Annotated in this window: 6 protein-coding genes; 2 read left to right on the top strand and 4 right to left on the bottom strand. The window is 63.1% G+C overall.

Annotation, left to right across the window (positions count from 1 at the left end):
* The 4 genes from AC07UR_RS21730 to AC07UR_RS21715 form a co-directional block, all read right to left on the bottom strand.
* Positions 1 to 2805, bottom strand: a complete 2805-nt coding sequence (locus AC07UR_RS21730) for a condensation domain-containing protein (protein WP_209790174.1) — start codon at positions 2803 to 2805, stop codon at positions 1 to 3.
* Positions 2802 to 10889, bottom strand: a complete 8088-nt coding sequence (locus tag AC07UR_RS21725; RefSeq protein ID WP_209790175.1) for a non-ribosomal peptide synthetase/type I polyketide synthase — start codon at positions 10887 to 10889, stop codon at positions 2802 to 2804. Before AC07UR_RS21725 ends, AC07UR_RS21730 begins: the two co-directional genes overlap by 4 nt.
* Positions 10886 to 12832 (bottom strand): non-ribosomal peptide synthetase, encoded by a 1947-nt coding sequence (locus tag AC07UR_RS21720; RefSeq protein ID WP_209790176.1) that lies wholly within the window; start codon positions 12830 to 12832, stop codon positions 10886 to 10888. Before AC07UR_RS21720 ends, AC07UR_RS21725 begins: the two co-directional genes overlap by 4 nt.
* Before the next feature lie 451 nt (positions 12833 to 13283).
* Positions 13284 to 14045: a glycoside hydrolase family 16 protein gene (locus AC07UR_RS21715; protein ID WP_209790177.1), complete on the bottom strand. Its 762-nt coding sequence runs from the start codon at positions 14043 to 14045 to the stop codon at positions 13284 to 13286.
* Positions 14046 to 14280: 235 nt separating this feature from the next.
* On the opposite strand from AC07UR_RS21715, the gene AC07UR_RS21710 reads away from it, so the two are divergent.
* Complete coding sequence (locus AC07UR_RS21710; protein ID WP_209790178.1) at positions 14281 to 15726, top strand: hypothetical protein; 1446 nt, start codon at positions 14281 to 14283, stop codon at positions 15724 to 15726.
* On the top strand, positions 15726 to 17009 hold the full coding sequence (locus AC07UR_RS21705; RefSeq protein WP_209790179.1) for a polysaccharide pyruvyl transferase family protein: 1284 nt from the start codon (positions 15726 to 15728) through the stop codon (positions 17007 to 17009). The genes AC07UR_RS21710 and AC07UR_RS21705 overlap by 1 nt, the downstream gene beginning before the upstream one ends.
* Positions 17010 to 17107 lie beyond the last annotated feature (98 nt).

The following is a 17107-nucleotide window of genomic DNA, read 5'->3' as shown; positions in this document are numbered from 1 at the left end:
TCAGCTCTCGTGATGTGAGCGAAATCTGTTGATGACAATCGTCGCCAGTGCCTGAATGCTGTTGCTGTTCAGGCTATCCTCATGCCAGCCCTCGAGGTCGAAGACCTCGCTGTCTGCAGCGATTGCACCACCCCAGCCGAAAAGCAACTTACGGGCGCGGCGGTGGGTGGCTTCGCTTCGAAACAGCAGAACGGACTTCTCGTTCGTCGCTGCCGGGCGGTAGCGACGGGCCGCATTGACCAGCAGATCGGTAACATCGGCATTGACGGCTTCTTCCCGGGAATAGGTCGCCGCCCGCACGCCAAGGCGCTGGAGGAAGGCAAGCGTGAAGTTGAACTCCCTGAGATAGTCGACAAAACCGAGGCGGCCGGAACACAGCTTGCGGGTGAAGTAGCCAATGCGCTTCACGCGGCGCTCGGCGTTCCAGCGAAGGCGCCGGAGCCGGGACTGCGACCTGACATAACCAGGCGCCCAGGCATCGATGACCGCCGTGAAACGCAGATCGGCGCCACGCTGGCGCAGCTGGCGGGCAATTTCGACCGCCAGCACGCCGTTGACGCAAAGCCCCATGACGCCAACCGGCCCTTTGAGAATGTCTGTGCCCATGCTGTCGACGGCATGCCCGGCGATCTCCTCGAGTGACATTGAGGCGAGATCGCCAGTGAGATCCGCATGGAACATGTTGGCGTTGTAGACCGACACACTATCGCCGAGGTCGGTGGCAAGCCGGTAGTAGAGGAACGGATGATTGAGCGTGTAGAGCGTAAAGGGCGCCTCGGTTTTCCCGCAGGCACTGACAGTCCAGGGACTTGCATTCGCTCCGTCCAGTTCCGTCCCTCTCGGTTCCGTTCCGCCGAACAGCGCCTTGGCAAAGCCGCCAAATGTCGGCTCCTTGAAGAGCAGTTCCAGGTCGGCCTTCGCACCAAGCTTCGATCGGGCGCCGGAGAGCATACGCAATGCCAGGAGCGAGTGGCCGCCGAGCGCGAAGAAGTTGTCGTCCGGCGCGATTGTCGGGACGCCGAGAACGTCCGCCCATATCGCCGCAAGGGCCTTGGTTTGGTCGGGTTGCGCCGGGGTCGGCATCGGCGCGTTCACCGTTTCCAGCCGGTCGACAACCGGCTTGGCAGCGACGGGCAGGCCCACAGGAATGCGCAACGCTTTTCGATCGACGGTGCCGCTGGCATCGCGCGGCAAATTGAGGAGTACGCTGATGCCGCCGGGCATGGCGGATTGGGACAGTTGCCGGCCCAGATAGTCCATCAGGTACTCCGGCAGACTGTCGAGCGGTTCCGTGGTCGTCGGAGCCGGTGTGACAAAGGCATGGGCGCGTTTTCCATCCTCGTCGAGCAGGACCGCGGCCGAACCGACGGATGGATGGGCGGCAAGCATCTGTTCGATCGCCGTCGCGCGCCCCGTCTCGAGGGGCTGCGCCTTGATCTCCCGCGCCGGGATGGCCAGGGCTGAAAGCAGAGCAGTGGGCCGCTCCAGCGCCATTTCGTAGGCTTCCTGCCAGAGCCGCAGCAGGGATTCGATCGTCGCCTTTTCGAACAGGTCGGCATTGTATTCGATGGACATGCGCCATCCGCTCGGTCTGCCGATCATGATGAAGCTCAGATCGTAGATGACACCAGGGGATTGCGACGGCGCGCTGAGCAGTTCGAAGCCACCATACTGATGGTCTTCCAGGAAGGCCTTCTGCAGGTTGAAGTTCACCGAGATCAGCGGATTGCGCGAGGGGTCGCGGACCGGATTGACCAGTTCCACCAGCTTGTTGAACGGCATTCTATGATGGTTGAGCGCAGCGGTCACCGTTGCGCCTGCCGAACGCACATGCTCGGCAAAGGTGATGTCGCTGCCGATGTCGAAGCGCAGGACGACATTGTTGATGAAGACCCCGATGAGGTTCTCCAGGTCCGTTTCGTCGCGGCCGGCGACCTGGGAGCCGAACATGACGGTATTCTTCCCGGTGTAGCGCTGCAGCAAGGCGCTGACGACGGCCGCCCCGAAACTGTAGAGCGACACCCGGTGAGCGCGTGCGGCGGCGTCGATACGCTCGCTGAAATCGCCGGTATTGTTGACAGAGAGGATGTTGCCGCGGCTGGTCTTGACCGGTCCACGCGGCGTATCCGGAACAACCTCGAAATAGGGTGCGCCAGTCAACTGCTCGCGCCAGAACGACTTCTCGGTCTCGAAACCATAGCTGCCCAGATACTCCTGCTGCCACAGCGAGAAGTCGCCATATTGCAACGGCAGTTCGGGTACGGCCGGCTGCCGTCCGGCATCAAGCGCCGATGCGATCTCACCGACCTCGCGGCCCAGCACGCGGATCGACCAGCCGTCGAAGCAGCTCTGGTGGGCGGTGATCAGCAGAAAGCCCCGCTCGTTCTCCACCATCAGCAGCGAGACGCGGAAGAGATAGGGGCTGCTGAGATCGAAAGGCGCGCGGGCGGTTTCCTCGCCAATCGACAGGATGCGCTGATCGCGCTGATCGACGGGCACGTTTCGCAGGTCGATGACCGACATCCTGAAGTCGACCTGATCGACCACCTGCTGGCAGGGCCTGCCGCCGACCTCGACGAACCGGGTACGCAGGATCTCATGGCGCTGGATGACGGTGCGAAAGGCAGCCTCCAACGTCGAAGATCGAAAAGTGCCACGGATCTCCCAGCGGACCGCGACGTTGAGCGCCGGATTGCCCGGCTTCAACTGGTCGAGGATCCAACAGCGCAGCTGGGTCTGGGAACAGGGAAACTCCGCGATCACGGTGGCTTCGGCGGCAGGTGCAGTGTTGTTGGTCTCTTTCATACGCGTGATACCTGCTCAAACCGGCGCCGCGCGCCATTGCGGAAATCTCTCAGCGAAGGAACTTGCGGCTTGGCGGCGTTCAGCTCGCCGTCGTCGCGTGTTTCGGCAAAGGTGGCGAGTTCTGCGATGGAGGGATGCATCATCAGGTGCTTGGCCTCCAGCTGCAGGCCACTGTCCAGCATGCGGGCAGCGATGCGGAAGATGATCAGAGAATCCGCACCCAGCGCGTAGAGGTTGTCCTCGACACCGATCTCCTGCGCATTCAGGACGTCGCGCCAGATCTCGCAGAGCCGTGTTTCCATGGCAGTGCGCGGCGGCACCCGGATGGCCGCGACCTCCCGTTGCGGCAGACCGCGCTGTTCGAGCGCCTTGCGGTCGAGCTTGCCATTGGCCGTCTGAGGAAGCGCTTCCTCCAGCACCCAGAACCCGGGGACCATATGCGCCGGCAGGTTGGCCTCCGCATGTGCCGCGAGCATGGATGTCGTCGGCTTGTCGTTCTCGTTCTGCGGGATCACGTAGCAGACGAGCTGTCTGTCGCCATTCTTGTTCTGGGCGGCGACGACGGCGCATAGGCGAACGCCTTCTGCGCTGGAGATCGCAGCCTCGATGTCGCCAAGCTCGATGCGGAAGCCACGAAGCTTGATCTGCTGATCGCGTCGGCCGAGCAATTGCAACGAACCATCCGCGAGCCGACGGCCGACGTCGCCCGTCTTGTAGAGACGCTGAACCGCTCCCGTGCCGATGTCGATATCGACGAAGGCCTTCTCGGTGAGGTCGGGACGGGCGAAGTAGCCGTTGGCGAGGCCCTCGCCACCGATATGAAGCTCACCGGTGACGCCGACGGCGGCAACGCGACCCGCCTTGTCGAGGATGAGAAGCTGCGTGTTGGCAATGGGATGACCGATGGTGATCGGCTTTTCGCCATCCTCGATCCGCTGGACCGACGACCAGATCGTCGTCTCGGTCGGGCCGTACATGTTCCACAGCTCTCCGCCGAGGCCGAGCAGCGAGGATGCAAGTGCCTTGGGAAGCGGCTCGCCACCGCACAGCATCTTGAGGCCGGGGCGGCTAAGACCAGCCTCGACCAGCATCTGCCAGAGTGTCGGCGTCGCCTGCAGCACGGTCGCACCACAGCTTTCGACGAGCCGAACGAGAGCAAACCCGTCGCGCACCGTGTGCCGGCCGGCAAGCACGACCTTCGCGCCTGCGACCAACGGCAGGTAGAGTTCAAGGCCGGCGATGTCGAAGGAGATCGTCGTTACCGCGACGATGGTGTCGCGATCGGTGAACCCAGGCTCCCGCGCCATGGATGTCAGGAAGTTGACGAGGGCACGATGGGAAACCTCGACCCCCTTCGGTGCTCCGGTCGATCCCGAGGTGAAGATGATATAGGCCGGCGTCGCCGCGTCGGTCGGGACTTGCGGCAGCGCCGCGGCCGGGCCGGTCGCGCCCTGTTCGCCGTCGATGCGGATGATCACGACGTCCTTGCCAGCCAGAGTTTCTGCCCGGTCGCTGTCGCAGATCATGCCGGCAACGCTCGCAACCGCCAGTGTCTGGGACAGACGCGTCTCCGGGTGGGCCGGGTCGAGTGGCACGTAGGCGTGTCCCGATTTCATGATCGCCAGCAGAGCGACCACCATTTCAAGCGACCGTTCGACCAGGAGCGCGATGCGCTGCCCCGGCTGCGGGACGGCCTTCTGGATCCGGCAGGCCAATTGGTTGGATCGCGTTTCGAGCTCCGCATAGGTCATCGTCTGGCCGTCGAGTTCGACGGCGACCGCCGTCGGCCGTTCGGCAGCCTTGCGGGCAAACAGCGAGAAGACGAATGCGTCGCGATCATAGTCGGCGGCGGTGTCGTTCAGGCCCTCTGCAAGCCAGGCCTGTTCAGCTGCAGACAGAAGCGGCAGATCGTTGATCGGCCGGGCAATATCGGCGGCCAGCGCCGCAACCAGTGTCGCGTAGTGGCCGATCCAGCGCTCGATCGTGCTGCGTTCGAAGACTTCCGCATTGTAGTCGACGTCGATGCGAACGCCCGCGGGGCTTTCGGTCAGGTTGAAGAACATGTCGAAGTTGGAGAAGGCCTTGGCGTTCGAGGAAATCTTGGTCTGCAGGCCGCCGAAATCCAGATTGTCCGGCACCCGCTCCAGATTGAACTGGATCTCCGTCAACGGCAGGCGATGCGTGTCGCGCTTGACGCCCAGCTTGCGCACAAGCGTGCCATAGGTGTAGTCCTGGTGCTCGAACGCGCCGAGCACGAGCTGCTGCGTGGCTTTGAGATGCTCGTCAAAACGTCTGTCAGACGCGACTGTCTGGCGAAGCGGCAGAAGATTGACACAGTGGCCGACGAGCGTCTGACCATCGAGCAGGTTCTGCCCGGCCGAAGGCACGGCAATGACGATGTCGCCCTGGCCGGAGAGGCGGGAGATCATGATCTGCAGCGCCGCCAGCAAGGTGGAGAACAGCGTTGCTCCGGACTTTGCCCCTGCCTTCTTCAGCGCTTTGTAGGTTTCCGCCTCGATATGTCCGGTGACGGTCCCGCCGGCAAAGCTGCGGCGTTCCGACCGTGGCCGATCCAGCGGCATATCAGGCAGATCGGGAACGTCCCTGTACTGGTCGAGCCAGAACTGTTCTGTCGCACCGGCGATCTCCGCATCGGGTGCCAGATCGATCGCGTAAGTGGCAAAGGACAGCGGCGACGCAAGATCGGCCTCGGCGTCACGTACATAGGCCGAGTAGATCGCGGCGAGCTCTTCGATCACGACATTCACCGACCAGCCATCGCAGATGATGTGGTGCGCTGTGAAGACCAGACGGTGGCTGTCGGGAGCCATCCTGACGATGGACGCCCTGACCAGCGGCCCATTGGCGAGATCGAAAGGGGTGCGCGCATCCTCGTCGATCAACTGCCGGAACAACGCTTCGCCATCGCTCTCGCCGGCAAAGTCGATATCGGCGACATCGAGCTCGAAATCGGGAATGAATTCGAAACGATCGCCTGCCCGGGCGAACCGGATCTGCAGTGCGTCGTGTCTCGCAACGACGGCATCGAGCGCCCGGCCGAGGCGCTCCCGGTCAAACGGCCCGTCCAGGACCATCGTGAAGGACTCGTTGAAGGCACAGGAGGCTTCATCGCCGGCCTGGGCGGCAAGCCAGATCTCCTTTTGTGCTTCCGTCAGCGGCGCCGTCGACGGCCGGACAAATTCCACGCCGGCGGACGCTGGGGCGATTTCCTCTGCCTGGTCTTGCGTGCCGAGAATCCCGACCGATTGAAGTGCATCGAGGCTGTTGCGGAAGGCGGCGGCGATCGCCTGGAAATCCGCCTCGCTGTGGGCGGTCGTCAGGAAGCAGGGATAGCCGTCCTGGATATGGATGCCTTGCATGCGCATCTTGGCGTAGAGAAGTGAACCAAGCGGATCGTCGCTGCCAAACTCGGTGAAGAACCAGCTCTTGTAGCCGTTGACGGACCTGGCGATCCCGCGCCGTGCGAGATCGCCATTGATCTCGGCGACCAGAGCCTGCGTACGATCGGCGACCGCGCCGTAGAGTGCCGCCCCCTCGCCCTTGATGTGCTGAAGAACGGCGCGCGCCGCTGCCAGCACCAACGGATGGCGCACGAATGTTCCGGCGAAGAAAGTTGGCGCCGTCATCGGAACGCTGTCGTCGCCATAGTTCCAGCAACCGCCGTCAAGCGCATCCATGAAGCGGCTGTCGCCGACCAGCACGCCGATCGGCATGCCGCCGCCGATGACCTTGCCATAGGTCGCCATGTCACCCTTGATGCCCCAGATCGCCTGCATGCCACCGGGATCGACCCGGAAGCCGGTGACGACCTCGTCGAAGACCAGGGCGAACTCGGATTTCGTTGCGATATCGCGCAGCGCACGCACGAACTCGACCGGCCGCAACTCCGGATGACGGCTCTGAACAGGCTCGATGATCACCGCGGCGATATCGCCGGCATTGGCTTTGATCCAGTCAAGGCTTTCCGGATCGCCGTAGCGAAGCACGGTCATGTTGGCGACGGAGGCGGCCGGGATACCGGCTGCAACCGGTATCGCGACAGGAGCGCCCGCCCGGTTCTTGCCCTTGACCAAAACTTCGTCGAACTGCCCGTGGTAGTCGTTTCCGAAAATCACGATGCGGTCCCGGCCGGTGACCGTGCGCGCCACCCGCATCGCCGCCATCACGGCTTCGGAACCGGTGTTGCAGAAGGTCACGCGCTCGTGGCCGGTCATCTCCGCGATCATTTCCGCGACTTCGCCGGCAAGCGGCGTTTGCGGGCCGATGGCAAATCCGGCGTCCGCCTGCGCCTTCACGGCTTCCACGACGAAGTCCGGCGCATGTCCGAAGGCCGTCTGGCCCATGCCGTTGACGAGATCGATATACTCGTTGCCGTCGACATCCCAGATGCGCGACCCCTTCGACCGATCGGAGACGACAGGGAACACGATCTCCTTCCAGTCCTGACGGAAGCCGGCAGCAGTGCGCGGGTCGGCGAGCCACTTCCGGTTCTGGCCGGTAAAGCTCTTCGACTTCCCGTTCCGTGCCTCGTAGGCTGCAATCAGATTGGCGACGAACGCCTGTTTTTCCGGGGTCATCTCGGGCGCCAGGCTCTTGGCGCCTGGACGATAGAGCTTGATACGGCCCGCTCCAATTTCGCCGTCGGCCGTGGCGTCGACCCCATCCTTCGGCACCGGCTGCGGCGCGCTCGTCGCGGCCGGAGTGGCTATCGCTGCCGCAGTAACGGTCGCCGTCACGGGCGGGGCGGCGGAGCCCGCTGCCTGAAGCACCTGGAGCTGCTGCGAAACGACCGCCTGCAGCATCTGCAACTGCGACTGCAGGACGGCTTCGATGCCGGCAACCGGCGCGGCCGTTGTGGCGGGGGCAGCGGCAAGAAGCGGGAGAACCTGTGCGGCGACGGGCTGGGCGGCTGCGGCGGGGAGCGGCAGGGTGACTTCAGCTGCTGCAGCCACTGACGCCGGCGCCTGCTGCGGCTCGGGCGGCAGCTGCCGATCGAGATGCGCGGCCAGATCCTGGACTGTGGGAATGTTGCTCAACAGTTCCCGGAACGAGAGCTTGATCTTGTAATCCTTCTCGATCCGCTGGGCGAACTGGCCGATGAAGAGCGAGTCAAAGCCGAGCTCAAGGAATGTCGCGCCCGCTTCGCCGGGTCCAAGCGCCTCTCCCGACATGTCGCTGAGCAGGGTAATAAGCGAGGTTTGCAATGCGGGGATACGGCTTGCAGCAACGGCTGGTGTAGCAACATTCATGATTTTCATCCCGTCAAACGGTTGCGCTTGCGTGTCGGTGGAAGACGGCTCGGCGGCTAAGAGCTGCGCGACCGATGACGCCGGCTGGCTTTCGCCGCGCCGCGCGGAGGCAGGTGCGTCGATCCAGTGTCTTTGCCGCTGGAACGGATAGGTGGGCAGAATGAGGGGCGCGCTGCCGGCTGCCGGCGATGCCGGCCAATTGAGATCACAGCCCGACATCCAGAGCTTGCCATGGGCTTCGGCGAGCGTGTCGCCGGCGGCATGCGCACGATCATGTTCCGGCAGCGACTGGACGACGGCGCTGACCGCATCGCGGCCGAGCGTCTGCGCGGCGAAGACCGACAGGGTGCGACCCGGTCCAACCTCCAGCAAGACAGGTTTCCGCCCGTCGCAAAGGGTTGCCAGTCCATCGGAAAACCGGACGGCGGCACGGCAATGTTTCGCCCAATAGTCGGGCGACATGCCTTGCTCGCCCGTCTGCCAGGCGCCGGTGACGCAGGAGATGTAAGGCATAATCGCGGTGCCGTAGGTGACCTTTGCGGTCTCCTCGCGCAAGGCATCGGTGACACCGTCCATCATTGCTGAATGAAATGCATGTGAGGTGTGAAGCCGGCTGAAGGCGATACCTGCGCGCTCCATCGCCGCGCACGCCGCATCGACGGCATCGAACGTTCCGGAAATCACGCAGAGTTTCGGCGCGTTGACCGCAGCGATCTCGACCCCGTCGCCGAGATAGGCTGAGACGGTCTCCACGTCGGCGCGCACGGAAACCATCGCGCCCTGAGGCTGCGACTGCATCAAACGTCCGCGCGCGGCCACGAGCCGCAATCCGTCCTCGAACGAGATGACATTGGCCAGTGTCGCGGCGACGAATTCGCCAACGCTGTGGCCGATCATCGCGTCGGGTTTCAAGCCGCGGCTCATCCATAGGCGCGCCAGCGCGTATTCGACGAGGTAGAGGCAGGGCTGGGCGATGCGGGTTTCGCGCTGCTCGTCGGCCATCGCCTGGCTGACGGTGCCACTGTGGCAGATGAAATCGCGCAGGTCCGTCTTCAGTGGTGCCCGAAGTAGATCGGCGCCCCGGTCTATCCAACGGGTGAATTCCGGTTCGCGGCTGTAGAGTGCGGCTCCCATGCCGACATATTGCGAGCCCTGGCCGGGAAACATGAATGCGAGCGGAGGACGGTCGGTTGCAACCGCGCTTGCCACCCGTTCGTCGCCGAGGCGCTCGATCGCCTGCTCGATATCGTTTACGGCGACCGCGGTGCGATGGCTGAAGGCGCGCCGTCCGGTCTGCAGCGTGTGGGCAACCTGCGCCAACGGCAATGCCGGGTTTGCCTGCAGGTGATCGCGCAGGTTCGCCCGCATGGCCGCAAGCGCGGCCTCGTTGCGCGCGGACAACGGCAGGATGTACGGTCCCCGCGCCATGGCGTCGACATCACCGCGCGATGCCGGTGCCTGCTCCAGCACGAGGTGCACATTGGTACCTCCGACGCCGAACGAGCTGATGCCGGCGCGGCGCGGACCCTCGGTAACCGGCCAGTCGGTGGTGCTGGCGGGAATGTAGAAGGGGCTTTCATCGAGATTGATGCGCGGGTTCGGACGTTGATAATTCGCCATTCCCGGAATCTTGGCGTGATAGAGCGCCAGCGTCGTCTTGATCAACCCGCAGACACCGGCGGCGGCATCGAGGTGACCGACATTGCCCTTGACCGAGCCCAATGCGCAATGCTGCCGCATGTCGCCAGCATCGGCAAAAGCGGCACGCAATCCGCCGAACTCGATGGGGTCACCGAGCGGCGTCGCGGTGCCGTGGCATTCGACATATCCAATCGTCTGTGGATCGACGCCGGCATTTGCCAACGCCGATGAAATCGCATCCGCCTGCCCCTCGACGCTCGGCGCCGTAAACCCGATCTTGTCCGAACCGTCGTTGTTGATGCCGTAGCCGCGAATGACCGCGAAGATCCGGTCTCCATCCTCAAGGGCGTCTTCCAGCCGCTTCAGCAGCACGATGCCGGCGCCGCTGCCGAAAACGGTTCCGGCCGCCTGCTCGTCGAACGGTCGGCAGACGCCATCGGGCGAGACCATGCCGCCTTCCTGGTAGATATAGCCACGCCGCTGCGGAATGGTGATCGATACCCCGCCCGCAAGCGCCATGTCGCAGCTATAGGTCAGAAGGTTCTGGCAGGCCTGGGACACTGCCAGAAGCGACGTCGAGCAGGCCGACTGGATTGCGATTGCCGGCCCGCGCAGATTGAACTTGTAGGCGATCCTTGTCGCCAGCACGTCAGTCAGCGAGCCGACGATCTGCTGAAAGCAGCCGATCTGATAATTGGAGGTGAACTCCTCGGCTTTTGCCCGTTCGCCCAGGACATTGTTGATGAGATAGGTCGGCATCGACGCGCCGGCAAAAACGCCGATCAGACCGGGATAACGATGGGGATCATACCCGGCCCGCTCCAGCGCTTCCCAGCAGACTTCCAGGAAGACCCGGTGCTGCGGGTCGGTAACTGCCGCCTCGCGCGGGAACATGCCGAAGAACTCGGCGTCGAACATGTCGATATCAGGAAGCTGCGGCCGGGCCGGGACATAGTTCGCCGCAGCACGTTCCTCGTCGGTAAAAGCGTCCTCGATTTCGTCCGGTCTCAGTTTCGAAAATGCATGCCGCCCCTCGCACACCAGATCCCAGAGAGCCTCGACCGACGGGGCGCCCGGAAAACGACCGGACATGCCGATGATCGCAATGCCAGTCACGTCCTGGTCATTGCGATCGGAACCGCGCGCGTCGTCCGCACCATTGAAAACCGTCATGAGGCGCTCCTGCGGAAGTGGGACATGTTCTTTTTCTGGCGCGCCGCACGTTCGGCCGCCGTCATCGTGCGGGCACTGGCCAACGACTTTCCGTCAAGAAAACCAGCCAGTTCACGAACGGTCGTATGCTTGAACAGCGCGACCACATCGATCGGTCGGGCGAGCTTTACCTCCAGCGCCGCATGCACCCGCATCAGCTGCAGCGAAGTCCCGCCGAAATCGAAGAAGTTGCGATCGAGCTCCACGGCCGGAAGACCGAGGACGCTGCACCAGAGTTCTTGCAAGACCGCCTCGGTTCGGCTGGCGACCGGTGCGTTTTCGGTGGGCAATGCATCCACCGGCAGCGGCAACCTGGCACGGTCGACCTTGCCCGACTGGTGCAGCGGCAAATGATCGAGCACGATCACTGCACTCGGGATCATGTAGGCGGGAAGACTGTTGCGCAGCCTTTCCATCACACCGCGGATCAGCTCTGCATCGTCTGTCCGCGCGCCCTCGCGCGGGCACAGGTAGCCGACGATCCGCTTGTGGGACTGGTCCAGATGCTGGCAGATGACGACACCGTCGGCGAGCCGCGGATCACGCCGCAAGGCGGCTTCGATCTCGTCGAGCTCGATGCGTTTGCCGTTCAACTTGATCTGCCGGTCCCGCCGGCCGCGGAAGAGCAGGATGCCGTCGTTGCCGAGCACCGATAGATCGCCCGTCAGATAGCCGCGCACGTCGCCCTCATCGGTGCGGATCGTCACGAACCGCTCCGCCGTCAGTTCGGGACGCCGGAAATAACCGATGGCGACCCCCTCGCCGGTCAGAACAAGCTCCCCCTCCATGCCGCACCCGACCGGGCGATGGTCCTCATCGACAATCAATATTCCGGTGTGACTGACGGCGCGGCCGATCGGCACATCCTTGCCGTCGAAGCCGGCGGGGATGTCGAAGGCGGTGGCGATAACGGTGATTTCCGTCGGGCCGTAGCCGTTGGTCAGGCGGCACTCCGGATGCGCCTTCTGAAAACGTTTGACATGTTCGGCCGAGGCGACTTCGCCGCCGAACATCAGGTGTCGCAGCGTCGGCAGTTCGCCGCAGGAGAAATCGGCGAGCAGATTGAACAGACCCGTGGTGATCAGGGAGACGGTGACGCCGTTGTCGCGGATGACGTCCCGCAGCCGGCCGATCGAGAAATTTCCGTCCGGCAAACCGGCGATCGTACCGCCATTCGTCAACGTGCCCCAGACCTCGAAGGTGGCGATGTCGAACGCGATGGTGGCCGCGTGCAGCACGACATCGCCGCTGCCGAGCTCGACATAGTTCTGATCGAGCGCGAGCCGCGTGATGCCGCGATGCGGAATGGCGACGCCCTTCGGTCGGCCGGTCGAACCCGACGTGTACATGACGTAGGCCATGTCGCCACCGACGACAGCCACGGGTTCGAATGGCTTCGCCTCAGCGCGCGAGAGGTCGGCAACGAGGGCATGGAGGTCAGCGATCGTGCCTTTGACGCTCGGAACCTGAAGCATCGTGACAAGCGTGCAGGTATCGACAAAGACCACCTTCGGCTCGCAGTCGCCGATGACGTAGTCGAGATGGTCGACGGGAAAGGTCGTGTCCAGCGGCAGATAGGCAGCGCCCGCCTTTAGGATGGCCAGCATGGCGACGATCGTCTCAAGAGACCGCGGAACGAAGAGGCAGACGATGTCGCCCTTCGTCACGCCTCGGTCGATCAGGTAAGCGGCGAGCGCATCCGACAGAGTGTCAAGTTCGCCATAGGTGATCGAGTGATCGTCGAAGATGATTGCCGTTGCCTGCGGAGCCGCCTGAGCCTGCTGATGAACGATGGCATGAACCGAACGCTCCGGATCGTAGGACACGGTTTCCTGCGAGCGACCTGTCGCGCGCACGGGCATCCCCCCCGAGCCGTCGCCTCCGGAAAATCGGAACTCAGCCATACTTCGCCTCCTGTTCCTCTCGCTTCACTGCCTGGCGGAAAGACCCAGACGTCCTCCCGGCAACAGACGGCCGGAGAAATTTGCTGCAATGCCGTCGTCTGCCAGAATTCCATGGTGGCGAAAAATGAACAGCTGATCATTGGGATAGCCGCATCGATACCCGGCGATCAAAAGGGTTAGCTCCCCTTAGTCCTTAGGGGGATGCGACCCGGGGAGATACGCAGACAACCCGTCAGATCCCGCGGACAGAACCGTTTGTTTTCGCTTTGTTTTCACGCGCTTCCAAAGGCAGGTGCGGCAGTGGACAGTGAGGGCCGTGCGAGGTGAAAACGATCGACCGCGCCGCGCCTCCTGTCAGGCGGACAAGGCTCGCCGCGCCGCCTCGAATTGCTCCATGTTCTCGTTCTTGAACCGGACGGAATTTGAGGAAACATGCAGTCGCCGGCGCGATCTATGGAAGGTCGTAGGCCCTGATGTAATCGATGAACATGTGGGAGGGATCAGGCGCCTGGTCCGCCGTCTTTTCGACCAGGGCGAGGTTGAGCAGCACATACATCGGCTGCCGGTGCTCGGGTCGTGTCTCCGCCTTCCATACGAGTTTCCGGTCGAAATACATCCGGATGAACTCGGAATCGATCTTCACCCCATAGGTGTGAAAGTCCTGCGGATCGGCGTCGCGAAACACCTCGATCCGGCTGAACTGGGAATCGTTCTTGTCGTCGCGATGCCAGACATGGATGACCGAGGAGTAACCGTCCGGCTTGTCGCCGTAAAATTCCATCACGTCTATTTCCGCCGTCGACTTCGAGCGATCCTTGCCGATCAACCAGAAGGCGGGCCATACCCCGGGACCGACCGGCAGTTGGGCGCGCATTTCGAAATAGCCGTATTGCTGGGCAAAGCCGTTGCCCTTCGGATCCACCGAAGCGAGCAGGCCGGACTGCCAGTCTCCCTCCGGATCACGCTTTGCCTCGATCCTCAGGATGCCGTTCTCGGTCTTGAAAGGTGTGCGCTCGCCGGGATTGGCGAAGCGGGCACCTCCGAAATCCCCGGACCACGGCGTGTGGGCGATCCAGCGGGTTCCAGGCCCCCAGGCCGATACGTCCAGCTCATCAAAGTTCTCGTCGAACGTCAGACGCATATCGTCGACCGGAAGCGCATCGCCTGTGTCCCCGCCCGTGTATCCGTCAGCCGAGGCGCCCGATGCGAGCATCAAGATCCACAGACAACCGATGACAGGCCGGACGAAGTGCCGAACTGAAGGGCGGCGGGCCAGGTAACGGCGCGGTTCGCGAACAGATGGGGTCATGGCGGGAAACTAGCGCGGCAGCCCGCCCGGGGTCCATTACCGATTCAGGCCGGCACGCTATGCGAAAGGCTTAGCCGCAGGCGTAAATACGCGGCATGCCCCCTTTGATAGGATCGTTTCATGAACTGGAAATGGTGGCATGAGCTTTGAACTGATCGGCTTCGTTACCGTACTTGTGGGCTTGGGCGTGCTTATGGCGCCCATCCATTGGGCTTTGACGTTCATGGTCGTTTCCACCACGCTCGGCTCGGCGGCGGCAATCAACCTTCCAGCCCTTGGCGGCGCGTCCATCCTTGTTCCCAATGTCTTCCTGCTGTTTTTCGGCGTCAGGATCCTGATGGCTTATGGCGAAGGTCCTGTATTGGCAGCCTTCGTACCGGCCGGCTCCGGCTTCTGGCTGATGGTGCTCACGCTTTTCGGCGTGCTGACCGCGGTCCTGTCGCCTCGTCTGTTCCAGGGCGCCGTCGATGTGATGACGGTCGAACGATCGGTCGGCGCGAGAAGTTTCATAGCGCTGTCGCCGCTCAGGTCTTCATCCAACAACATAACGCAGGCCGTCTACGCCCTCGGGGGACTTGCCTGTTTCGGGTTCTGCCACGCCTATCTGCGTCGCCCGGGGGCTCCGTCGCACCTCGTCAGCGCCATCCTCATTGCTGCAACGGTCAATCTCGCCTTCGCGGCCGCCGACATCGTCACCTACTTCTCCGGTACAGAGTATCTTCTGAGCGTGGTGCGAACGGCCAACTACGCCCTTCTGACCGCAGCGGAAAAAGGCGGACTGAAACGGATTTCCGGATCCTTCCCCGAGGCATCGGCCTTTGCCGATTACACGCTGGTCCTGTTCGCCGCGACGGCGAGCCTCTGGCTCGACCGGATCCGCTCGCGGCTGACGGCAGCGTTGGCGCTTGCTTCACTCGCCGGCCTGGTGTTTTCGACGTCTGCGACAGCGCTGCTCGGGTTGGCCGTCGTCTTCCCATTTCTCTGGATACGGTCGATCATCACGGTCTTCCAACGGAAAAACCCCGGACGCCCGGTGTTTCTCGCGGCCCTTTTCCTAATTGTGCCACTCGTCCTGCTTACGGTCGTCAACCTGTTTCCCGAGATGGTGTCGACCGTCTACGACTTTCTCGATGAGATGCTCCTGTCAAAGGTCGACAGCCAGTCCGGCCGCGAGCGCGCTATGTGGAACGCGGCCGCCTATGAGGCCTTCGTCAACACTTTCGGCATGGGCGCGGGCCTGGGGAGCGCGCGCGCCTCGAGCTATCTGTTGGTTCTCCTGTCGAATGTCGGTGTTCTGGGGCTCGTCATCTTCTGCATCTTTGTCGCAACCATCCTTTGCGCTCGCGTGCCGTTGGCCGCTCAGCGGCGCGTGGAAGGTCTTGCAGCGCTACGGGCAGCGAAAGCCGGATTTGTCGCTGCTCTCAGCACGTCTCTGGTTTCGGGCACTGTCTATGACCTGGGCCTGCTTTTCTACATCCTCGCCGGTAGCGTGTCGGCGCTGACATGCCTGCAAATCAGCGATGTGGCAGCACGCCGAACACGACTTGTCGGTGCGGCTAGCCCGCGCCGCATAGGAGGCTCCTGATGAAGGTCGTCGTCTTCAACGTCAAATACAGCGAGAACCTCGGTGACGGTGTTCTTGCGCAGTGCCTTGAGACCGCGCTCGCGCGCGGGACAAAAGGGCTGGAGGTCAAGACGATCGATCTCGCCGGCAGGACAGCGTTCGGCACCGGCGGTGGCGGGCGTCGCCGGCAATTGCTGAAGGTGCTGCAGGCCCTGCCCGCGTTCGCGCGCCGGCGGGTTGTCAAGCAGGCGCTCGCCCCGACACTGCGCCGATTGCAGGTCGAATGGCAAAGAGAGATCGAGGCAGCCGATGCCGTCGTTATCGGCGGGGGAAACCTGTTTCAGGACGATGACCTGAACTTCCCGCTGAAGGTGGGAGCCGCGCTCGACTGTGTCAAACGTAGCGGCAAGCCGCTCGCGATCTATGCCGTCGGCACCAGCCGGGACTGGTCGCCACAGGCAAGAAAGCTCTTCGGCAGGCTCGAGGAAAGCCAACTGGTCCATGTCTCGGTCCGCGATACCATCGCCAGCCGCAACTGGTTCGGCCATTTTCCAGCCGGCCCGCACGCCAGGATACTGCCCGACCCCGGATTGCTCGTTCGGGAGATCGTTTCGAGCCACGCGCTCGAACCACTGAAGGCGGAGGACCGGGCGATCGGTATCTGTGTCACCGACCCGCTGATCCTGCGGCGTCATTCGGGCCACGGGTCGAAGGGAATTCCGTTTCGGCATATCGAAGATTATCATCGATTGCTGAGCATGATGCTCGAAGCCGGATACAGGATCTGTCTCTTCACCAATGGCGCACAGGAAGACCAGGCCTTTGCTCGACGCATTCTCAGCGGCGACGGTCTCGCGGGGCAGATTGACAGCGGCAATCTCTATCTGGCCCCCCGCCCGAAAACGCCCGAGGAACTGATCCACATTATCGCATCGACGCAGGTCATCCTGGCGCATCGCCTGCACGCCTGTATCGCCGCCTATTCCCTCGGCGTGCCGCAGGTCGGTCTCGGTTGGGATCCGAAGGTCGACGGCTTTTTCCAGTTCGTCGGCCGGTCAGAGTATTTTGCCGGCGATGCCGACGTCTCAGCACAACACGTCGCCTCCTTGCTCGAGGAGGCAGCCCGCAGGGGCATCGATCCCGAGACCCACGCCTCCATCCTCGATCAGGCCCGCGACGGCATCGCGCTCTTGCGAGAATGCCTGGAAATGCACCAGAACCGCGGCGCGAACCGGAAGACCCAGCCGGCGGTTGTGCCGAACGAACAAGGCTTGGCCGGCTACGCCTGGTCGAACGGCCTCTGACGGTTGCGGGCTACCTGATCCCTTGCACAAAGCAATTGGCTTCTCCAACACCTAAATTCCAAGCTTTTCAGCTCTTTACCGTTTGCCCCACCCGGCCG

The organism is Ensifer sp. GW821-FHT05G01 (genome assembly GCF_059419585.1).
The sequence above is the reverse complement of the archived record's forward strand: the minus strand, read 5'-3'. Positions and strand labels throughout refer to the sequence as shown.